Here is a 20402-nt window from a genome sequence, read left to right on the forward strand (position 1 = left end):
GGAGGGATTACAGCGTAGGATAATCGGTGTAGCCTTCCGCGCCGCCGCCGTAGAAGGACTCCGGGCGCTGCGGGTTGAGCGCCGCTTTTTTCTGCAGGCGGGCCACCAGATCCGGGTTGGCGATGTAATCGCGGCCAAAGGCCACGGCATCAATCAGCCCTTTGCTGATCAGGTCGTTGGCTTTTTCAACGGTGTAGGCGCCAGCGCCAATGATCACGCCCGGGAAGCGGTCGCGAACTTTCTGACGGAAGGCTTCGCTGTACGGCTTGCCGCCCGCCCAGTCCGGCTCGGACATGTGCAGATAGGCGATACCGCGTTTCGCCAGCTCGCTAATCAGATACAGCGCGTCTTCTTCTTCGTTCGGGCCATTATCCACATTCTGGAAGCTGCCAATCGGCGACACGCGGATGCCAATCCGGTCGGCGCTCCACTCTTTGCTCACGGCGTCAACCACTTCCAGCACCAGACGGGCGCGGTTTTCCACGCTGCCGCCATACTGGTCGGTACGCTGGTTTGCCGACGGCGAGAGGAACTGGTGCAGCAGATAGCCGTGAGCCGAGTGCAGTTCAACCAGATCGAAACCGGCGTCACGGGCATTGCCCACCGCCTGACGGAAATCATCGACGATCCCCGGGATCTCTTCGGTTTCCAGAGCGCGAGGCATCGAGGTGTCGGCGCGGATGGCGTGGCCGTTTTCGTCGCGCAGCGAGGTGCGGGTGCCGGCGCTCAGCGCAGACGGCGCTACCGGAGCGGCGCCGCCGGGCTGCAGGCTGCTATGGGAAATTCGCCCGGTATGCCACAGCTGCACGGCGATATGGCCGTTTTCCGCGTGAACGCCGGCGGTGATTTTCTGCCAGGCGGCGATCTGCTCCGGGCTGTGCAGCCCTGGCGCGCCGGCATAGCCTTTGGCCTGGGCGGAAATCTGCGTCGCTTCGCTGATGATCAGCCCGGAGCTGGCGCGCTGACGGTAATATTCGCCCATCAGCGGGGTAGGGATATCGCCCGGCTCGATGCTGCGCAGACGCGTCAATGGAGCCATAAATACGCGATTAGGGACGGTGACGGCACCGACTTTCAACGGGGTGAATAATTTTGATTCCGACATAATGACTCCTGAGTAGACCGGTCGTCTAGGAACTGATGAAATAAAAACGCCTGTTAAACAGCAGGCGCCGCAATAATCTGTTTCGCGTGGGCAAGGGCGCTCTCCAGCGGCGTTGCGCTACGCGTTATTTTGGCCTGCAGGTTGGCGCCGAGCCACAGGGAATAGAGCACCTGCGACAGGGTCATGGCCTCGCCTTCAAATGTCAGACTGCCTTCCTGGCGTCCTTTCTCCAGCGCGTCGCCCAGCAGGGCGATGATCTGGCTGGCGCCGTGGTTCATGGCGGTGCGCATGTCTTCCGACAGATCGCAGACCTCTGCCGACAGCTTGACGGTAAGACACCCGCTAATAATTCCCTGCTGGTAAAACTGATTCAGCGTGTGCTGATAGTAGGCCAGCAGCCGATCGCGATAGTTGCCGTCGCCATGGGCGAAATGCTCGACCAGGCGCTGCAGATATCCGGCGAAATGGTTTTCCAGCAAGGCGACGCCGAAGGCTTCTTTAGAGCGAAAGTAATGATAGAAAGAGCCCTTGGGCACTTCCGCCGTCTTCAGGAGTTCGCTCAAGCCCATGCCGGTAAAGCCGCGATGCATGCAAAGCCGCTCGCCGGTGGCCAGAATATGTTCTCGGGTATCGCAATCGCTGTGTCTGTTCATGGGGCACACTGTAGTAGACCGATTGGTCTAATGCAAGACCCGGCGCAAAAATGTTAGCTGGCGCAGCACGTAGTGAACAAAATTTGCGTCAGCGCGGGGAAACGTCTTCAATGAAAGGAGATGAGGGGACAGGAGGCGTGTGGTGGCAGAGCAGTTAGAATTCTTCCCGGTGCAGAGCCCGTGCCGGGGAATTTGTCAGACCGATGAGCGCGGCTACTGTCGCGGCTGTTTCCGTAGCCGTGAGGAACGTTTTAACTGGCAAACGATGAGCGATGCGCAGAAACAGGAGGTATTGCGTCTGTGCCGTCAACGCCTGCTGCGCAAAATCCGCGCAAACAGGCCAGAGGCGGCGGAAGAACCGCAGCAACCCTCACTGTTTTAAGCCAAAAATTACGTATACTCAGAGCACTTTTTTATTGAGGAAGCGGTTATGGTTCAGCGTATTGCTATGGCTCCCCAGGGGCCGGAATTTTCGCGTTTTGTGATGGGCTACTGGCGTCTGATGGACTGGAAAATGTCGCCAGGCGAGCTGGTCGGCTTTATCGAACAGCATCTCGATTTAGGCATTACCACCGTCGATCACGCCGATATCTATGGTGATTACCAGTGCGAGTCCGCTTTTGGTGAAGCCCTGAAGCTGGCGCCGCATCTGCGTAGCCGAATGGAAATTGTCAGCAAATGCGGCATTGCCACCCGGGCGCGCGCTGAAAACACCATCGGTCACTACATTACCGACCGGGACCACATCGTGCTCAGCGCTGAGCAATCGCTGCGTAATCTGGCGACGGACCATCTCGATCTGCTGCTGATCCACCGGCCGGATCCGCTGATGGACGCGGACGAGGTGGCTGAAGCCTTCCTCGCGCTGCATCACAGCGGCAAAGTACGTCATTTCGGCGTCTCGAACTTTACCCCTGCCCAGTTCACCCTCCTGCAGTCGCGCCTGCCGTTTACGCTTGCTACCAACCAGGTGGAGATCTCGCCGGTTCATCAGCCGTTGCTGCTCGACGGCACCCTCGATCAGCTGCAGCAGCTGCGTATTCGCCCGATGGCCTGGTCCTGCCTCGGCGGCGGCCGCCTGTTTAATGAAGAGGGCTTTCAGCCGCTGCGCGACGAGCTGGCCCAGGTGGCCCACGAGCTTAACGCCGACAGCATCGAGCAGGTGGTTTATGCCTGGGTGCTGCGCCTGCCATCGCAACCGCTGCCGATTATCGGCTCGGGCAAAATTGAGCGCGTGCGCTCGGCGATTGTGGCTGAAAAGCTGAGTATGACCCGCCAGCAGTGGTTCCGTATCCGCAAAGCCGCGCTCGGTTACGACGTGCCATAACCGGCATTTCGCCTCCGGAAACCTGTTCCTGGTTTACACTTAACAGGGAGACAGCCATCCGGAGGTGTTATGCAACGATGTATTCTCGCTATCCTTTCCCTCGCATTTTGCGCTGGCGCGCAGGCCGTCAGTGAAGATGTGCAACTTAATCTCGTGACCAGCCAGGGCGTTGGTCAATCCATCGGCAGTGTAAAAATCACCGAAACCGACCGCGGACTCGAATTTGCTCCCGATCTGCGAGCGTTACCGCCGGGCAAGCACGGCTTTCATATCCATGCTGAAGGCAGCTGCCAGCCGGCGATGAAAGAGGGCAAAGCCGTGGCCGCCGGAGCGGCGGGCGGACATTACGATCCGCAACATACCGGTAAACATGAAGGGCCGCTGGGCACCGGACATCTTGGCGATTTGCCCCTGCTGGTGGTCAACGACGCGGGCGTGGCTGACCAGCCGATTATCGCTCCGCGTCTGAAAACGCTGGCGGAAGTGAAAGGCAAAGCGCTGATGGTTCATGTCGGCGGCGATAATATGGCCGACAGTCCGCAGCCGCTGGGCGGCGGCGGCGAACGGTTTGCCTGCGGGGTGATTAAGTAAGCTTTTCGCCAATCGTTCCGGCGACCGGAGCCTGTTCCAGCTGCGATAGCGCGCAATACAATCGCCAGATCGCGGCGGCCAGCTCCCGGGCCGCCGGCTGATGATGGTGGTTCAGAACCTCGCAGATCCGCAGCAGCTCCTGCAGCGTGGTGGCCAGCGGCCGCTGCTGCACGCCGCGCTCGCTCATGACATCGCGCAGCAGGTTGATACACAGATCGCGCACCTGGGCGAGCGGATCGGAGCGGGTTTCCCACTCGCGAAGCTGCCAGACCACGTGGGAGCAGTTCAGCAAGACCACTCCCCAGCGCAGTAGCCAGCGGCGGGCCAGCGCATCCTGGCTCTGACTGAGCTGGCTGACGTGGTGATATACCAGCGATTCAAATTCGTGCTCGCTGTGCTGGGGGCGGCGGCTGAGCTGATCGACAAAGTGACGCCGTAACGCTCTGATGTGCCGTCGCCCTTTGCGGGCGTCCGAGCCGGGACTGAGCACCGCAAAAGCCAGCCACGCAAAGCCCACGCCGACAATCTTGCTTAAATTGTCATTGAAAAAGGCCGCATAGTCGTACACCGGTGGGTTGGTGACGGAGATAAACGAGCCCATAAAGACGATAAGCTGCCCCCACAGGCCGGCAAATTTTGGCCACTGCAGCTTGAGTAACTGCATGGTGGTCAGCAACGGGAACAGAAACAGCAGGAACTGCCACAGGTCGGTGATCTGCACCATCAGGCCAAATTTCACCACAAAACTGAACACCGACAGCAGGACCAGGGTCTGCATCAGCAGGGTCAGCGAGCGAAACGGCGAGGCCGACACCGAGTAGAGTACGCAGCAGATGGAGGCCAGGGTCAGGGCCGCCGCGCAACTGGTCCACTGGGTACTGATCCCCCACGCGCCTATCGCCACCAGGGCGCAAAAGGTACGAATGCCGTTGAGCAGGGCTTCCGCCTGGTCCGTGTGGCGGGTCAGCGCGGGTGCGGAAGGAACATTGAACTCGGCGATCGCTGAGGCATTTTCAACCCGGCGGATCCAGCGGCTGCTTTCCAGATAAATGCGACAGAAATAGCGTAACCGCGCCCAGAAGGCGACGTGGCGGTAATCCGCGCCCGGCGGCGGCGCCAGCGGCGCCAGAATGCGGGCGACGTGATAGCTGTCAGCATGGGCGGTGGCGAGCTCCGCAAGCAACGACTCCAGCACCTGGCGGGTATTGGCCGGGGCGTCAGGCCAGTTCAGCAGCATACGCCGCAGGCTGGAAATGACGCTGGTCATTCGGAGCTGTTGGTGCAGCAGGTAGTTCAGCAGGGGATTCTGCCGACGGAAGCGGTAGTGGCTCCAGAAGGCCTGGATGCGCAGCAGGTTCATGGTCAGGATCTGGCCAATTACGCTTTCATGGGCGGTGCGGATAGCATCCGTCGTTTCCGGTACCCACAGCAGACTGGCGTGCTCCAGCAGGCGGGCGTGCATGGTTTTCAGCGCCGTCAGCAGGTTGCTGCCATCGGAGGTGCTGGGCAGAATCATCATCATCAACCCACCGCACAGGATCCCGACGATGACTTCGCAGACGCGCGACTGGGCAATCACCCATAGCTCGTAGCTGTCGCTGATATTAATCACCGGAAAGGCGATGATGGCGCAGGTATAGCCCGCCAGCTGAAAGGCGTAGGCCACGTTGTTGGTGAACAGGGCGCAGGCCCAGGTGCAGAGCGCCAGCCAGCCGGAGATACTGAACAGGAACAGCCAGGGATCGTTGAGCGTATGGCCAGCCAGCAGCAGGGCGGCGCAGGCGCCGAGCAGGCTGCCGGCAATGCGGCCGAAACTTTTACTGATCACCCCGCCGACGGTGGGAAAGCTGACCACCGCCGCGGAGGTCATCGCCCAGTAGGGCTCATCCAGATCCAGCGCATAGGCGATGCTCAGCGCAAGACACATGGCGATGCCGTTACGCAGCGCGTATCGCCACTGCGGTCGGGTGGCTTTAACCCAGGGCAGCGAGCGCCATGACAGGGTCTGCAGATTCATCACTGTCCGCCGATCGAGACGGTGCAGGTGGTGCCGGAGACCAGAGTGACATCGGCCGGCAAGCTATCAAAGGCAATCCGCACCGGGACGCGCTGGGCGAGGCGGACCCAGGGGATATTCGGTTTGATATTGGCCACCAGCCCGGTTCCCTGTTCCACGCTCTGGTCAACAATCGCGCGACCGATGCTGGCGACATGCCCCTGCAGCGTCTGCTGATTGCTGTAGAGAATGATTTGCGCCGGATCGCCGATGCGAATATGGCGCAGTTTGGTCTCTTCAAAGTAGCCCAGCACATAGAACGAATGGCTGTCCACCAGGGCAAAGACCGGATGGCCGGTGGTGGCGTAATCGCCGACCCGGGTGGAGAGGTTAGTCACCCAGCCGTCCACCGGCGCTTTGACTACCGTCTGGCTGAGCTGCCACTGCGCATGCTTCAGCGCCGCCTCGGTGACACCGACTCCCGCTCTGGCGGCCGCCAGGGTGGTGGTGGCGGTATTCAGGGCGGTATTGGCGTTTTCAAGGTCTTCAGCCGAGATGGCATTCTGCGACAGGTTTCTGCGACGGCGGGCTTCGCTGGCGGCTTTGCTTTGCTCCGCCTGCGCTTTCGCCACCTCAGCTTGCGCTTTCGCCAGCTGCGCCTGGGCGTTCAGCACCGCAATGCGGTAGGGGGTGTCGTCGATGGTAAACAAGACTTCACCGGCCTTTACTCGCTGGTTATCGGCCACGTTAAGCTGCAGAATACTGCCGGAGACCTGAGGGGTGATCCCGACCTGCTCGGCGCGCACTTTCCCGTCGCGGGTCCAGGGGGACTGAGTGTAGAAATTCCATAACAACCACGCGGCAACCAGTGCGATGGCCGCCACCAACAGCGTTGACAAATATTTTAATTTTTTCATAGCAGGTAGATCACCAGGCAATCAATAACAGCAGGGCCAGACAGACCGCGAGCGCGAACAGGGAGAGATCCATCAGCAGGGGATGCCAGATGTCGCCCGCATACATCCAGTCACGCAGCTGGCGATGTAAAAACAGCCAGATAAAGAAGCCCAGCAAGACGGCTTTGAACAACGGAGGGAAATAGACGGATGCGCCGAACATCAGGTCCTGCAGCGGCAATCCGGATGAATTAAGACTCAGTTTCACAAGCAAAAATCCTTTGCCATAACAGGGATAACCTCAGGACGTGCTACTCTTTAACAGTGTAAATCATTGTTTTGGTTTTTGTTGAATCAAGTAATTCATTTGTTTTGATTATTCAAATGCTGCACACTATTCTAAAATCAGTATAATAACTTAGCAAGCTAATTATAAGGAGATGAAATTGGAATCGCCACTTGGTTCTGATCTGGCACGTTTAGTTCGCGTCTGGCGCGCGCTAATCGACCATCGCCTGAAACCTCTGGAGTTAACGCAGACCCACTGGGTCACGCTGCATAACATCCACCAGCTGCCGCCTGAGCAGTCGCAGATCCAGCTGGCGAAAGCCATCGGTATTGAACAACCGTCGCTGGTGCGTACGCTCGATCAGCTGGAGGAGAAAGGGCTTATTTCTCGCCAGACCTGCGCAAGCGATCGGCGGGCCAAACGCATCAAGTTGACTGAAAAAGCCGAACCGCTGATCAATGAGATGGAAGAGGTGATAGGCAAGACCCGCGATGAAATCCTCTCGGGGGTCTCGAAGCAGGAAGTGGAGACGTTGCTCCACTTAATTCGTAAACTTGAACAAAATATCCTCGATCTCCAGGCAAAAGATTAATCCTTTTGCGGCCCGGGCTATCCCGGGCCTTTTTTTACCCGCCCTGGCGTCGCCAGATCACCACCCGGTTACGTCCGCTGTTTTTTGCTTCATACATGGCTTCGTCCGCACGCTGGACGCACTCCTCCGCCGTCACACTTCTGTCATGGGTGGTATACACCCCCATGCTGATGGTCATCCGCTCTGGCAGAGCGGTCTGCTCGGCGCTGACCGCCAGACGGATGCGCTCGGCGATCGCCTGCGCCTCGTTCTCTGAGGTGTTGACCAGCAGCAGGGCAAACTCCTCACCGCCGATGCGGGCGGCGACATCATCCTTGCGCGAATGGCTGTCCAGCACCGAGGCGGCAAATTGGATCACCTTGTCGCCGGCGATGTGGCCGTAGTTATCGTTGATGCGTTTGAAATGGTCGAGGTCGCTGATAATCACCGACAGCGGATGCTGGGCCTTCACCTTCGCCAGCTGCTGGTTTAGGGTGTCATAGAAGAAGCTGCGGTTATAGAGGCGGGTCAGCGGGTCGCGGATAGAATTCTGGTAGGAGTTGACATACTTGTGGTTAGACTCCCGATAGAGGATAAAGACGTCGACCAGCAGCACCAGGATCAGGAACAGGGTGCACAGCGTTTCAAAAAAACGCGCCTGATACCAGGCCTGATCGAGTTCCCCAACGGTAGAGAGCAGTCGGAAGAGGGTGAACAAATATGCGCTGCAAAAAAAAGCGCCGCTATACCAGAAAATATTGCGCAGTTTGCTCAAGCAAATTATTAATATTAGCGTGATAAACCAGACTGCCATCAGCAGCCAGCTGATAATACTTTGCCGCAGTGGGGTGAAAGTATGATTCAGGTCGTCGATAAAATTGATGCTCAGCTTCGGCGAGTGGCTGGAGTACAGCCATGATAAAAAAATAATGGTTAATGTAAGAACAATGCATGCCGCGAAAGTCATTACATGAGCTTTCCAGGAATGCATGATGCGCCGGCGGAAGTAATACAAAATAATTGATGACATGAATAAGACGGCCATCATTATATTGCGAAAGAAATAATATATGACGGCGTCGTTTTGTTTCACCACCGGAGAGGGATTGCAGCTGAGCCAGTCCGGATAGCTGCTGAGCGTGCCCAGCATCAGCAACGCCGAACAGGCAAAGGCGAAAGCGACAGGGGTCAGATACAAGCGACGCTTGCTGCTCCAGTATTTCATGCCCATAAAACAGGCAATAGTGATATGAAACACCATCAGAAAACTGGTCAGCAGAGGAAATAGTGTAGATGAAGTGCTGTTGAATCTGGTGTGAAAAAAGTCCATCAACTCGGTCATGCCGACCCCGGCCAGTAAACAAATACAAATATAAACGATAAGACGTTTAACGACATGATTCATGTGTTTGGGCATAGACAATATTCCACAGGGAAAAGCAAGGGCAACGATATTGCGTCGACATAAAAAGAGTAATGTGCAGAAGAGTAGTCGGGGATGACTGATAAAATATTGCGCAGGCGCAATGATTAATGCAATTCAAAAATTAAGATGTCTGAATGCTAATGCGAAGCTATTAGGGGGTAATAAATGCAGAGGAATAATACGATGCGGCATAATCGGCCGCATCGTCAGAGGGATTATCGAGGAGAGACGGTGACCTGGCTGCCGCTGCCGGCAATCGCCACGCGCTGACCCACGGAGAACGGGGTGCTGCCCTGTTTCTGCACCACCATAATGGTATTGCCGTCATCCTTACGGATTTCCAGTTCCACGCCCTGGGTTTTATTCATCGCGCCCTGCACGCCCTGACCGGCAACGCCGCCCGCGACCGCACCTGCCGCTGTGGCCAGAGAGCGTCCGGTACCGCCGCCGATGGTGTTCCCGAGGAACCCACCCAGCACCGCACCGCCAATCGCCCCGATGGCATTGCTGTCGTCGCCGCTCTGGATCTGTACGGCGCGGGTATGCACGATGGTACCGTATGTCACGCTCTGCACCTGTTTGGCTTCAGATGCGGAATAAACATCGCCGGACAGGCCGCTGCTGCTCACGCAGCCTGCGAGCGTGAAACCAATCATCGATACAGCCAAAACACGTAAAATCATTTATGAATCTCCTGTTCACCGAAGGTGTTCAATTGAACGTCCATGCGGTTAATTATATGGCATTTAGTCGTCGGCGGGCATAGCTTCTCTCCGGACTATACAAAAAATAATAATTAATGGTGCTTCAACCTTAACTAAACGCCGGTTCTTTACGATGTTCTCTGAATTGTCGCTCTATTGTTAAAAAGTATTATTACAACATAGCATTAGCGGACACTTTATGGTGGAGTGAAGGACATACAAGGGTCATGGAATGAAGGAACAACGCATGAGATCGGGTCGCTTTATTGGCGTTATGTCTGGTACCAGCCTTGATGGTATCGATGTCGTTTTGGCTGCCATAAATGAAAACATGGTGGCGCAGCAGGCCAGTCTCACCTGGCCCATCCCACACGCGATAAAAGAAGAGATTCTGGCGATTTGCCAGGGCCAGTCATTGACCCTTTCACAGCTAGGTCGTCTGGACACCCGACTGGGACGGCTGTTTGCCGATGCCGTGCTGGCGCTGATGCGTCAGGAAAAGCTCAAACCCACCGACGTTATTGCCATCGGCTGCCATGGACAGACCGTATGGCATGAACCCCAGGGCGACGCGCCGCATACGATGCAAATTGGCGATAACAACCAGATCGCCGCCCACACCGGCGTCACCGTGGTGGGGGATTTTCGTCGCCGGGATATGGTGCTTGGCGGGCAAGGGGCGCCGCTGGTGCCGGCATTCCATCATGCGCTGCTGGCGCACCCCGTTGAGCGGCGGATGGTGCTCAATATCGGCGGGATCGCTAATGTATCGCTGCTGGTGCCGGGCCAGCCGGTGCGGGGCTATGATACCGGACCGGGAAATATGTTGCTGGACGCCTGGATCTGGCGCCAGCAGGGCAAACCGTACGATAAGGACGCCCAATGGGCCAGCGAAGGCAAAGTGCTCCTGCCGCTGCTGCAGGATATGCTGAGCGATCCATGGTTTGCCCTGCCGGCGCCGAAAAGCACCGGTCGGGAATATTTCAATTACGGCTGGCTGGAGCAGCATCTGGCTCGTTATCCTGGGCTGCGCGGGCAGGATGTGCAGGCAACGCTCGCGGAATTAACCGCCGTGACCATCAGTGAGCAGGTATTGTTAAGCGGCGGCTGCGAGCGTTTGTTAGTGTGCGGCGGCGGCGCGCGTAACCCATTGTTAATGGCGCGCCTGGCGGCCCTGCTGCCGGGAACCGAAGTCTCCACCACCGATGAGGCGGGGATCAGCGGCGATGATATGGAAGCGCTGGCCTTTGCCTGGCTGGCCTGGCGCACGATCGCCGGCCTGCCGGGTAATCTGCCCTCCGTGACCGGCGCCAGCGAAGCCACGGTGCTGGGCGCTATTTTCCCTGCTAACCCGCCGCAGAATCGGAGTTAACTGAAATCTTAAAGACGACGCGACCGGTAAACTGGACAAGTTAAACGGAGGGCGGAGTGCCCTCCGTGACCGGGAAAGTCGAAGGCAAACGAATGAAAAAAATTCTTATCGCAGTTGTACCTTTTATGCTGGCGGGCTGTAGCTATTACAACCAGTTTGTCGAGCGGATGCAGACGGACACGCTGGAGTATCAATGCGACCAGAAACCGTTGACGGTCCATCGCAATAACCAACGCCAGCAGGTTAGTTTTATCTATGACAATCAGCAGCTGAATCTGTCAGAGGGGCTGTCGGCTTCCGGCGCGCGCTACACCGACGGCGTCTATGTCTTCTGGTCGAAAGGCGATACCGCCACCGTCTATAAGCGCGACCGCATCGTCCTCGATAACTGCCAGCTGCAGACCGCCAAACGTTGAGATTTCTGTCCGGGGGGCGCACAATAACGCCACCTTTTGACTATATCCTCAATGGCCATGTCTGATAACGACGAACTCCAGCAAATCGCGCACTTGCGCCGTGAATACACCCGTGGCGGTTTGCGTCGCCACGATCTTCCTGCTGAACCTCTGCCGCTGTTTGAGCGCTGGCTGCGTCAGGCCTGCGACGCGAAACTCGCCGACCCAACGGCCATGGTGGTTGCCACCGTCGATGAGCGCGGCCAACCCTATCAGCGCATTGTGCTGCTTAAGCATTACGACGAAAAAGGGCTGGTGTTTTATACCAACCTCGGCAGCCGCAAAGCCCATCAGATTGAAAATAACCCGCAGGTCAGCCTGCTGTTTCCGTGGCATATGCTGGAGCGCCAGGTGATGGTGATCGGCAAAGCGGAACGCCTGTCGACGCTGGAGGTGGTCAAATATTTCCACAGCCGCCCGCGTGACAGCCAGATCGGCGCCTGGGTCTCGAAGCAGTCGAGCCGGATCTCTGCCCGCGGTATTCTGGAGAGCAAATTCCTCGAGCTGAAGCAGAAATTCCAGCAGGGTGAAGTGCCGCTGCCGAGTTTCTGGGGCGGATTCCGCGTCAGCATCGAGCAGATGGAGTTCTGGCAGGGGGGCGAACATCGCCTGCACGATCGCTTTTTATACCAGCGCGATAACGGCGCCTGGAAAATCGACCGCCTGGCACCGTAATTGCCGAAATTAGTTATCGAAGCGCTGGCGCTGAAAGGGCCGGCGCTTTATTCTATGTACTTTTCGCATCTGGCGAAAAGTCGTGTACCGGCAGAGGTGCAGTCGTTTATACATGGAGAATTTGATGGCAAGCAGTAACTTGATTAAACAATTGCAAGAGCGGGGGCTGGTAGCCCAGGTGACGGACGAGGAAGCGTTAGCAGAGCGACTGGCGCAAGGCCCGATCGCGCTCTATTGCGGCTTCGATCCTACCGCTGACAGCTTGCATTTGGGGCATCTTGTTCCATTGTTATGCCTGAAACGCTTCCAGCAGGCAGGTCATAAACCTGTGGCGCTGGTGGGCGGCGCTACCGGTCTGATTGGCGACCCAAGCTTTAAAGCCGCTGAGCGTAAGCTTAATACCGAGGATACCGTGCAGGAGTGGGTGGATAAAATCCGCAAACAGGTAGCCCCGTTCCTTGATTTTGACTGCGGCGACAACTCGGCGATCGCGGCGAACAACTATGACTGGTTTGGCAGCATGAACGTGCTGACCTTCCTGCGCGATATTGGTAAACACTTCTCTGTTAACCAGATGATCAACAAAGAAGCGGTGAAGCAGCGCCTGAATCGTGACGATCAGGGCATCTCCTTTACCGAGTTCTCCTACAATCTGCTGCAGGGTTACGACTTCGCCTGCCTGAACAAGCTGCACGGCGTGGCGCTGCAGATTGGCGGCTCCGACCAGTGGGGCAACATTACCTCCGGTATCGATCTGACGCGTCGTCTGCACCAGAACCAGGTGTTTGGCCTCACCGTGCCGCTGATTACCAAAGCGGACGGCACCAAGTTCGGCAAAACCGAAGGCGGCGCCGTGTGGCTGGATCCGAAAAAGACCAGTCCGTATAAATTCTACCAGTTCTGGATCAACACCGCGGATGCTGATGTCTATCGCTTCCTCAAGTTCTTCACCTTTATGGACATCGCAGAGATCAATGCCCTGGAAGAAGAAGATAAAAACAGCGGTAAAGCGCCGCGCGCCCAGTACGTGCTGGCAGAGCAGGTGACGCGTCTGGTGCACGGCGAAGAGGGCCTGGAAGCGGCGAAACGCATTACCGAGAGCCTGTTCAACGGCAACCTGAGCGACCTGAGCGAAGCTGACTTCGAACAGCTTGCTCAGGACGGCGTGCCGATGATTGAGATGGAAAAGGGCGCCGATCTGTTGCAGGCGCTGGTGGATTCCGAGCTGCAGCCGTCCCGCGGTCAGGCGCGTAAAACCGTCGCCTCTAACGCAGTGACCATCAACGGTGAAAAACAGGCCGATCCGGAATATGTTTTTGCCGACAGCGATCGCCTGTTCGGCCGCTACACCTTGCTGCGCCGCGGTAAGAAGAATTACTGCCTGGTCTGCTGGAAATAAAAAAATACTACCAGGGCGTGGGAAACCACGCCCTTTTTCTTTTTAGGGTTGTGGTAAGAAAATGAAGAACATCCTCGCCATTCAGTCTCACGTTGTGTTTGGCCACGCCGGCAACAGTGCCGCCGAGTTCCCGATGCGCCGCCTGGGCGCCAATGTCTGGCCCCTCAATACCGTACAGTTCTCTAACCACACGCAGTACGGCAAATGGACCGGCTGTGTGATGCCGCCTTCGCACCTGACGGAGATCGTCCAGGGCATCGCCGCTATCGATAAGCTGCAGACCTGTGATGCGGTACTGAGCGGCTATCTCGGCTCTGCTGAACAGGGCGAGCATATCCTGGGCATCGTGCGTCAGGTAAAAGCGGCCAATCCGGCGGCGAAGTATTTTTGTGACCCGGTGATGGGCCATCCGGAGAAGGGCTGCATCGTCGCCCCGGGCGTGGCGGAGTTCCACGTGCGCTATGCGCTGCCGGCCAGCGATATCATTGCGCCTAATCTGGTGGAGCTGGAGATCCTCTGCGGTCATCCGGTCGCCAGCGTGAGCGAGGCGGTGGCCGCCGCGCGGGAGCTGATTGCCCAGGGGCCGGAGGTGGTGCTGGTTAAGCATCTTTCCCGCGCCGGCATGAGCATGGACCGTTTTGAGATGCTGCTGGTGACCGCAGATGAAGCCTGGCATATCAGCCGGCCGCTGGTGGATTTTGGCCTGCGTCAGCCGGTGGGCGTTGGCGATGTGACCAGCGGTCTGCTGCTGGTGAAACTGCTGCAGGGAGCCAGCCTGCGCGACGCGCTTGAGCACGTCACCGCCGCAGTGTACGAGATCATGTTGACCACCAAAAACATGCAGGAGTATGAACTGCAGGTGGTGGCGGCGCAGGATCGTATTGCTGTGCCGGAGCACTGCTTCAGCGCCACCCGACTGTAACTTTCCGACTCTGCCCGGCAGAGCGCCGGGCAGTCTCTGGTCTTACTTTAAGCCTTCCGCTGCCAGTGCGTCAGCCACTGCCGGACGCGCCGCCACCTGCGCCATCCAGCTGCCGATATGACTACAGGCGGCCATATCCAGTTTAATCGCATAGCCCCAGCGCAGCACCGTGAACAGATAACCATCGGCGATAGTGAAGCGATGGCCGGTGAGCCACTGTTTATCCGCCAGCGAGGCATCCACGTACTGCAGTTTTTTCTCGAGCAACGCGCGCGCAACGGGCTTATAGTCCTCCGGGGTGTCCGGGCGGAACAGCGGCGTAAAGCCTTTATGCAGTTCGGTAGCGACGTAGTTCAGCCATTCCAGGGTCTGGTAACGGGCAACGGAGCCCACGGGCGCCAGAAGATGGCGGTCCGGCACCTGATCGGCGATGTACTGCATAATAGCCACGCCCTCAGTAAGCAGGATGTCATCATCCAGCAGCAGCGCCGGCACCTGACCTTTCGGGTTGATCAGCAGATAATCTTCCCCGTTTTCCAGCTGTTTCCTTGCCAGATCCACGCTCTGCAAAGTGAAATCCAGGCCGCTTTCGCGCAGGGCGATGTGTGAGGCGAGGGAACAGGCGCCGGGTTTGTAGAACAGTTTCATGCGTTACTCCTCGTGGCTGCAGTTTTCTGTATGTTAGTCCCGCCAGGGGTAAAAAAAAAGCCGCTAACCTAACGTTAGCGGCTTAAAAATAATTGGTTTTCCCTGCGGCGTCAGGCTGCCGCGGTTTCGCGTGCTTTTACGTCCGCGCTGTCGTCCTGAGTCATTCGGTTCAGCTTCGGCGCGGTCAGCAGCATCAGGGCGGCGATGACCGCGGTGACGATACCGATCTGCAGGAACACGTGGCCATACACTTCCAGCGACACCAGCGGATCGGTGACGTTTTCCGGTACTGCCATCAGGTTGGCGATTTTCCCGGCGATGATTGCCGCACCGGCGGTGGTGAGGAACCAGCTGCCCATAATGAAGCCCATCAGACGCTGGGGAACCAGCTGAGCGACCATCGCCAGGCCGAGGCCGGAAATCATCAGCTCACCGATAGACTGCAGCGCGTAGCTCAGAATCAGCCAGTTAACCGAGACGATACCGGCGTCGCTGGCGAACTTCGCCCCTAAAGGCAGGACGAGGAACGCGCCGGAGCACAGCACCATACCGATAGCGAACTTGTGCGGCATCGGCAGGCGGTCGCCCATCTTGTTATAGATGGCGGCCAGAATAGGGCTACCAATCATGATCCAGAACGGGTTCAGCGCCTGATACTGTTCCGGCTCGAAGGCGAGGCCGAGGATCGAGTGCTCCACGTTGCGGATAGCAAAGAAGTTCAGAGAGGTCGGCATCTGGCTGTATAGTACGAAGAAGACGATCGCTTCTACCATCAGCAGGAAGGCGACGATCATTTTGCGACGCGCGGCGCCTTTCAGGCCCATCGCCTCTTTAGCGAAAATCACCACGATACCCAGCGCGATGACGCCCAGCGCCATGCGTGCGATACCCTGGTTGTGCAGCAGCCAGGTAGCGATAGCGACCAGCACCACCACGCCAGCGATGGTCGCCAGCAGTTTACCCATATGCACCGGGGCAAAGTCCGGTTTCGAACCGTACTGTTTCACCCATTTCTGGCAGAAGGCGAAGTTAATGATGGTGATCACCATCCCCACCACGCTCAGGGCGAAGGCGACGCTCCAGCCGAAACGCGCGGCCAGCCACGGAGTTGCCAGCATCGAGAAGAACGAACCGATGTTGATGGACATGTAGTACATGGTAAATGCACCGTCCAGACGCGGATCGTTTTTGTCATAGCAGGTAGAAAGCAGGGAAGACGGGTTGGCTTTAAACAGGCCGTTACCGACGGCGATAGTCGCCATACCCATATAGACGATAGCGGCGTCATGACCGGACCAGGCGACCAGCGCATAGCCGATGGCCAGCACGATAGCGCCCAGCATAATGACGCGTTTGGTACCCAGCACTTTATCGCCCAGCCAGCCGCCAATGGCGACCAGGCCATAAACCAGCGCGCTAAAGGAGGAGAACAGAGTAATGGAATCCGCTTCCGACATACCCAGCTGTTTTACCAGGTAAACGGCCATGATCCCTTGCAGGCCGTAGTAACCAAAACGCTCCCACAACTCGATCGAGAAAATGAGATAGAACGCGCGTGGTTGTTTGAAAGCGTTCAGACTCACGCTTTCTGCTGGTTTATTGTTTGCAGTAGACACATATACCTCTTTTTTTACATCCCATATTTACTGGGGGGTGTTCGGGGCGCAATCTCGTTGGACCGCCGCCTTTATAGTTATTCTTGGAGGGAAAACGGCAGGTAATGTTCACTATCCTGGCGCATCAGGCAAGGCCTTTGTAATAATCTGTTACACATAATCAGGGCGGTATAATGCTCCGGTCATATGAATGTTATCCAGAGTTAAATTTCACCGTTACGTTATCGCTGCTATTTTTATCTTTTTGATTCGCCCATTTTTCTAGTAAAGGCGATATATTCTACTGATTGCGCAATAAAGCAGTGATATGGTCCATTATCCTAAAAATTCATGGCTTATTATCCTGGTGATCCTTGAACAGCCGTTGTATTGCCTGACTTTTATTTCCATTTTAATAACATTCTTTCAACATCGAGTTGCGAGCATGATCTGGATCACAAATGCATAGAAATTTTGCGCCGCTAAAAAATGAATGAGCTGGTTGTTTGTTATATAACCGGATATTAGCCCATGAAAATGCGGTTTATGTGGTGTTAACGGCGGGTTAAATAGCTAAATGCGGACCATAACCTAAAGTTAGGCTATGGTCGTGAGTAAGACGATCAGGCGTAAACTTTGTCTTTGAATTCGCAAAGGTCTTCAATCAGGCAGGAGCCACAGCGCGGCTTGCGAGCGATACAGGTGTAACGGCCGTGCAGAATAAGCCAGTGATGGCAGTCGACCTTAAACTCGGCGGGAACCACCTTCAGTAGCTTCTCTTCCACCTGTTCGACGTTTTTCCCGGGGGCGAATTGCGTCCGGTTGCAAACGCGGAAGATATGGGTGTCCACGGCGATCGTCGGCCAGCCAAAGGCGGTATTTAGCACCACGTTGGCGGTTTTGCGGCCCACGCCGGGCAACGCCTCCAGGGCCGCTCTGTCCTCCGGTACCTCGCCGTTGTGCTGCTCCAGCAGGATCCGGCAGGTTTTGATGACGTTTTCCGCTTTGCTGTTAAACAGGCCGATGGTTTTGATATAGGATTTCACGCCCTCCACCCCCAGCGCCAGCATCGCCGCGGGCGTATTGGCCACCGGGTAGAGTTTGGCTGTCGCTTTATTGACGCTCACGTCGGTCGCCTGCGCCGAGAGCAGGACGGCAATCAGCAGCTCAAACGGCGAGCTGAAGTGCAGCTCGGTGGTGGGGTGGGGATCGTTGTCCCGCAGCCTGGTAAGGATCGCCAGGCGTTTTGCTTTGTTCATATTACGCTTTCCCTGTCGCGTCAGACGGTGCGACAGAGTCGGCCCGGGCCGCCTGCGCCTTCCGCTGCTTGCTACGTTCATCGATAAGGTATTTTACCGCCAGCATCATGCCGAGGCCAATAAAGGCGCCTGGCGGCAGCATAGCCAGCAGGAAAGGAGTGTCTGTATGGAAAACCTCGATGCGCAGGACCTTTGCCCAACTGCCAAGCAGGCTGTCGGCGCCGTCAAACAGCGTGCCATTGCCGAGGATTTCGCGCAGGGAGCCCAGCACGAACATCGCGCAGGTGGCCCCCATACCGATAGAGAAGCCGTCCAGCGCCGACAGCGCCGGTCCTTTTTTGGCGGCAAAGGCTTCGGCGCGGCCCACCACGATGCAGTTGGTGACGATAAGCGGGATGAAAATCCCCAGCGACTGATACAGACCGAACGCATAGGCGTTGATCAGCATCTGCACCACGCTCACCACCGAGGCGATAATCATCACGTAGATCGGGATCCGAATCTCCGCCGGGGTCCAGCGGCGCAGGCTGGAGATGGTCAGGTTGGTCAGGGTCAACACCAGGGTCGTCGCCAGACCCAGCCCAAGGGCGTTGGTGGCGGTTGAGGTGACCGCCAGCAGGGGACACATCCCTAACAGCTGAACCAGAGCGGAGTTGTTTTTCCACAGACCCTGGACGATGACGTCTTTAACTTCGCTCATGGTTACTCTCCACAGGCGCTGAATTCAGGAAGTTGCGCAGGCAGCGTTTGTGCATACAGGCCTGCGCGCTTAACGGCATTGACCACCGCCCGGGGGGTGATGGTGGCGCCGGTGAACTGGTCAAAATCGCCGCCGTCTTTTTTGACCGCCCAGTGGCTGTCGCCCTGGCCGTGGATGACTTTCCCGGTAAAATGGGTGATCCAGTCCGACAGGCGCAGCTCGATTTTATCCCCCAGACCCGGGGTTTCATGATGCTCGGTCACGCGGGTGCCGAGGACCGTGCCGCTAAAATCGGCGGCCACCAGCAGCTGGATCGCTCCGGAATAGCCATCCGGCGCGGTGGCTTCCATGACCGCGCCGATCGGCTGGTCGTTATTTTTGGCTATCCACACTTTATGCTGGCCTTTGCCCAGCGCCGGGGCGCTGACCAGATAGCAGCTCTTGAGCAGATCGTTATTATAGCGGTCGGCAGGTAAAACCTGGTCGAATAACGCTTTCTGCTGCTGGGCCGCCTGCTGGTCGATGGTGCTTTTGGTCAACTCATTGATCGCCGCCGTTAGCCCGGTGGAGCCGGCGGCAAACAGCGCCAGCGTGACGCCGTGTTTTCGCATGGTTTTTAACATCTTCGCTCTCTCAACGGTGGCCATACACGCGCGGGCGCGTGTAGTAATCGATCAGCGGCACGGTAATATTCGCCAGCAGAACGGCAAACGCCACGCCGTCCGGGTAACCGCCGAAGCTGCGAATAAGCCACACCAACAGGCCGGCGAGGGCGCCAAAGATCAGACGGCCGCGGTTGGTTGTCGAAGCCGTCACCGGGTCGGTCAGAATAAAGAAGGCGCCAAGCATGGTGGCTCCGGAGAGCAAATGCATCTGCGGCGAGGCCAGACTCTGCGGCGAGAAGATCCAGCCGAGGGTCGCGCACAGGCCAAGGCTGACGAGGAAGCTGACCGGGATATGCCAGCGGATCGCTTTCTGCCACAGCAGAAACAGTCCGCCCGCCAGCCAGGCGATATTCACCCACTGCCAGCCCAGGCCCGCCAGAACGCCGCCGTAAACCGGCAACTGCAGTACCTGCTGGACGCTATGTCCGGCATGCAGGGAGGTTTTGAAGGTATCCAGCGGGGTTGCCTGGCTGATGCCGTCGATACCCAGCCGCAGGCTGGCCATGTCGCCTCCGGCGGCGGTATGACCGGTAAAGATCATCTGCAGCGTATCGCTGAACGCCGGGATATGGGCGGCAATCTCGTATGAAGGCAGCCAGGAGGTCATCTGCACCGGGAACGAAATCAGCAGCACGACGTAGCCGATCATCGCCGGGTTGAAGGGGTTATGGCCGAGTCCACCGTACAACTGCTTGGCGATCACTATGGCAAAGGCGGTGCCGAGCACCACCATCCACCAGGGGGCCAGCGGCGGAATACTCACCGCCAGCAGCAGGCCAGTGAGCAGGGCGGAGTTATCCCTCAGGGTGGACGCAACAGGCTGTTTGCGCAGTTTGAGAATAGCGGCTTCCATTGCCCAGGCCGTCAGAGCGGCGAGGACAATCTGCAGGACGGTGCCCCAGCCGAAAAACCATGTCTGGACCACAATGCCAGGCACGGCGGCGAGCAGCACCAGCAGCATAATGCGCGAAGTCTGCCGCTGGTTATGGGTATAGGGGGAGCTTGCGATTCTGAAAACCATTTATTCCTCGTTAACTGCCTGCTGTGTTGCTTTGCGCGCCTGAACGCGGGCGATCGCCGCGGCGACGGCCGCTTTGCGTGGGTCGTCATTGGCTGCGGTTGACGCGATTTCCGCCTGGGCGGCCTGCTGTTCA

General features: G+C 57.5%; 23 protein-coding genes. 10 read left to right on the forward strand and 13 right to left on the reverse strand.

Annotated elements, in window-relative coordinates:
- Positions 1 to 7: 7 nt before the first annotated feature.
- Both ACOI6Z_RS04975 and ACOI6Z_RS04980 read right to left on the reverse strand, forming a co-directional pair.
- On the reverse strand, positions 8 to 1105 hold the full coding sequence (locus tag ACOI6Z_RS04975) for an alkene reductase (protein WP_044523573.1): 1098 nt from the start codon (positions 1103 to 1105) through the stop codon (positions 8 to 10).
- Between the two features lie 53 nt (positions 1106 to 1158).
- Positions 1159 to 1758: a TetR/AcrR family transcriptional regulator gene (locus ACOI6Z_RS04980; RefSeq protein WP_065812559.1), complete on the reverse strand. Its 600-nt coding sequence runs from the start codon at positions 1756 to 1758 to the stop codon at positions 1159 to 1161.
- Between the two features lie 139 nt (positions 1759 to 1897).
- Here ACOI6Z_RS04980 and ACOI6Z_RS04985 point away from each other — a divergent pair, with 139 nt between their 5' ends.
- The 3 genes from ACOI6Z_RS04985 to sodC all read left to right on the forward strand — a co-directional run bounded on the left by ACOI6Z_RS04985 (position 1898) and on the right by sodC (position 3676).
- Positions 1898 to 2140: a DUF1289 domain-containing protein gene (locus tag ACOI6Z_RS04985; protein ID WP_017901094.1), complete on the forward strand. Its 243-nt coding sequence runs from the start codon at positions 1898 to 1900 to the stop codon at positions 2138 to 2140.
- A 48-nt stretch (positions 2141 to 2188) separates the two neighbouring features.
- Positions 2189 to 3085, forward strand: coding sequence for an aldo/keto reductase (locus ACOI6Z_RS04990; RefSeq protein WP_023318436.1), 897 nt, complete (start codon positions 2189 to 2191; stop codon positions 3083 to 3085).
- Between the two features lie 69 nt (positions 3086 to 3154).
- Positions 3155 to 3676, forward strand: a complete 522-nt coding sequence (sodC, locus tag ACOI6Z_RS04995) for a superoxide dismutase [Cu-Zn] SodC (RefSeq protein ID WP_023289937.1) — start codon at positions 3155 to 3157, stop codon at positions 3674 to 3676.
- Here the strand turns inward: sodC and ACOI6Z_RS05000 are convergent.
- Genes ACOI6Z_RS05000 through ACOI6Z_RS05010 form a run of 3 tightly spaced genes read right to left on the reverse strand, consistent with a single transcriptional unit; the run spans position 3669 to position 6836 of the window.
- Positions 3669 to 5693 (reverse strand): FUSC family protein, encoded by a 2025-nt coding sequence (locus tag ACOI6Z_RS05000; protein WP_220280245.1) that lies wholly within the window; start codon positions 5691 to 5693, stop codon positions 3669 to 3671. The genes sodC and ACOI6Z_RS05000 overlap by 8 nt on opposite strands.
- The gene (locus ACOI6Z_RS05005; RefSeq protein ID WP_023289935.1) at positions 5693 to 6589 is read right to left on the reverse strand and encodes an HlyD family secretion protein; all 897 of its coding nucleotides are present in this window, start codon (positions 6587 to 6589) and stop codon (positions 5693 to 5695) included. Before ACOI6Z_RS05005 ends, ACOI6Z_RS05000 begins: the two co-directional genes overlap by 1 nt.
- A 10-nt stretch (positions 6590 to 6599) precedes the next feature.
- Positions 6600 to 6836, reverse strand: a complete 237-nt coding sequence (locus ACOI6Z_RS05010) for a DUF1656 domain-containing protein (RefSeq protein ID WP_032453115.1) — start codon at positions 6834 to 6836, stop codon at positions 6600 to 6602.
- Positions 6837 to 7008: 172 nt separating this feature from the next.
- On the opposite strand from ACOI6Z_RS05010, the gene slyA reads away from it, so the two are divergent.
- A complete protein-coding gene (gene slyA, locus ACOI6Z_RS05015) occupies positions 7009 to 7449 on the forward strand; it encodes a transcriptional regulator SlyA (protein WP_004143833.1) in 441 nt (146 codons plus the stop codon).
- A 34-nt stretch (positions 7450 to 7483) separates the two neighbouring features.
- Here slyA and ACOI6Z_RS05020 read toward each other — a convergent pair whose 3' ends face one another.
- Together ACOI6Z_RS05020 and slyB are read right to left on the reverse strand one after the other, a co-directional pair.
- Positions 7484 to 8845: an MASE4 domain-containing protein gene (locus tag ACOI6Z_RS05020; protein ID WP_420687018.1), complete on the reverse strand. Its 1362-nt coding sequence runs from the start codon at positions 8843 to 8845 to the stop codon at positions 7484 to 7486.
- A gap of 224 nt (positions 8846 to 9069) precedes the next feature.
- The gene (gene slyB, locus ACOI6Z_RS05025; protein WP_002907749.1) at positions 9070 to 9537 is read right to left on the reverse strand and encodes an outer membrane lipoprotein SlyB; all 468 of its coding nucleotides are present in this window, start codon (positions 9535 to 9537) and stop codon (positions 9070 to 9072) included.
- Between the two features lie 268 nt (positions 9538 to 9805).
- On the opposite strand from slyB, the gene anmK reads away from it, so the two are divergent.
- The 6 genes from anmK to pdxY all read left to right on the forward strand — a co-directional run bounded on the left by anmK (position 9806) and on the right by pdxY (position 14381).
- Positions 9806 to 10930 carry an anhydro-N-acetylmuramic acid kinase gene (gene anmK, locus ACOI6Z_RS05030; protein ID WP_065812562.1) on the forward strand — a complete coding sequence of 375 codons (1125 nt, stop codon included), beginning with the start codon at positions 9806 to 9808 and terminating at the stop codon, positions 10928 to 10930.
- A 92-nt stretch (positions 10931 to 11022) separates the two neighbouring features.
- Positions 11023 to 11346, forward strand: a complete 324-nt coding sequence (mliC, locus tag ACOI6Z_RS05035; protein ID WP_032428867.1) for a C-type lysozyme inhibitor — start codon at positions 11023 to 11025, stop codon at positions 11344 to 11346.
- Positions 11347 to 11403: 57 nt separating this feature from the next.
- Positions 11404 to 12060, forward strand: coding sequence for a pyridoxamine 5'-phosphate oxidase (gene pdxH / locus ACOI6Z_RS05040; protein ID WP_025710831.1), 657 nt, complete (start codon positions 11404 to 11406; stop codon positions 12058 to 12060).
- On the forward strand, positions 12061 to 12198 hold the full coding sequence (locus tag ACOI6Z_RS05045) for a hypothetical protein (RefSeq protein WP_017901085.1): 138 nt from the start codon (positions 12061 to 12063) through the stop codon (positions 12196 to 12198).
- Positions 12185 to 13459, forward strand: coding sequence for a tyrosine--tRNA ligase (tyrS, locus tag ACOI6Z_RS05050; RefSeq protein ID WP_004175868.1), 1275 nt, complete (start codon positions 12185 to 12187; stop codon positions 13457 to 13459). Before ACOI6Z_RS05045 ends, tyrS begins: the two co-directional genes overlap by 14 nt.
- A gap of 61 nt (positions 13460 to 13520) precedes the next feature.
- Positions 13521 to 14381 (forward strand): pyridoxal kinase PdxY, encoded by an 861-nt coding sequence (gene pdxY, locus ACOI6Z_RS05055; RefSeq protein WP_023289928.1) that lies wholly within the window; start codon positions 13521 to 13523, stop codon positions 14379 to 14381.
- Positions 14382 to 14423: 42 nt separating this feature from the next.
- On the opposite strand, the gene gstA is transcribed toward pdxY, so the two are convergent.
- The 6 genes from gstA to rsxD form a co-directional block, all read right to left on the reverse strand.
- The gene (gstA, locus tag ACOI6Z_RS05060) at positions 14424 to 15029 is read right to left on the reverse strand and encodes a glutathione transferase GstA (protein WP_032453112.1); all 606 of its coding nucleotides are present in this window, start codon (positions 15027 to 15029) and stop codon (positions 14424 to 14426) included.
- Between the two features lie 110 nt (positions 15030 to 15139).
- A complete protein-coding gene (dtpA, locus tag ACOI6Z_RS05065; RefSeq protein WP_023289927.1) occupies positions 15140 to 16645 on the reverse strand; it encodes a dipeptide/tripeptide permease DtpA in 1506 nt (501 codons plus the stop codon).
- 602 nt (positions 16646 to 17247) lie between these two features.
- Positions 17248 to 17883 (reverse strand): endonuclease III, encoded by a 636-nt coding sequence (gene nth / locus ACOI6Z_RS05070; RefSeq protein WP_023289926.1) that lies wholly within the window; start codon positions 17881 to 17883, stop codon positions 17248 to 17250.
- 1 nt (position 17884) lies between these two features.
- Complete coding sequence (locus ACOI6Z_RS05075) at positions 17885 to 18583, reverse strand: electron transport complex subunit E (RefSeq protein WP_023289925.1); 699 nt, start codon at positions 18581 to 18583, stop codon at positions 17885 to 17887.
- A gap of 2 nt (positions 18584 to 18585) precedes the next feature.
- Positions 18586 to 19206: an electron transport complex subunit RsxG gene (gene rsxG, locus ACOI6Z_RS05080; RefSeq protein WP_032453110.1), complete on the reverse strand. Its 621-nt coding sequence runs from the start codon at positions 19204 to 19206 to the stop codon at positions 18586 to 18588.
- Positions 19207 to 19216: 10 nt separating this feature from the next.
- Positions 19217 to 20269 carry an electron transport complex subunit RsxD gene (gene rsxD, locus ACOI6Z_RS05085; RefSeq protein ID WP_048335890.1) on the reverse strand — a complete coding sequence of 351 codons (1053 nt, stop codon included), beginning with the start codon at positions 20267 to 20269 and terminating at the stop codon, positions 19217 to 19219.
- Between the last annotated feature and the right edge of the window lie 133 nt (positions 20270 to 20402).

The sequence above is a fragment of the Klebsiella sp. C239 genome (assembly GCF_048822715.1).
Lineage (GTDB): Bacteria > Pseudomonadota > Gammaproteobacteria > Enterobacterales > Enterobacteriaceae > Klebsiella > Klebsiella quasipneumoniae.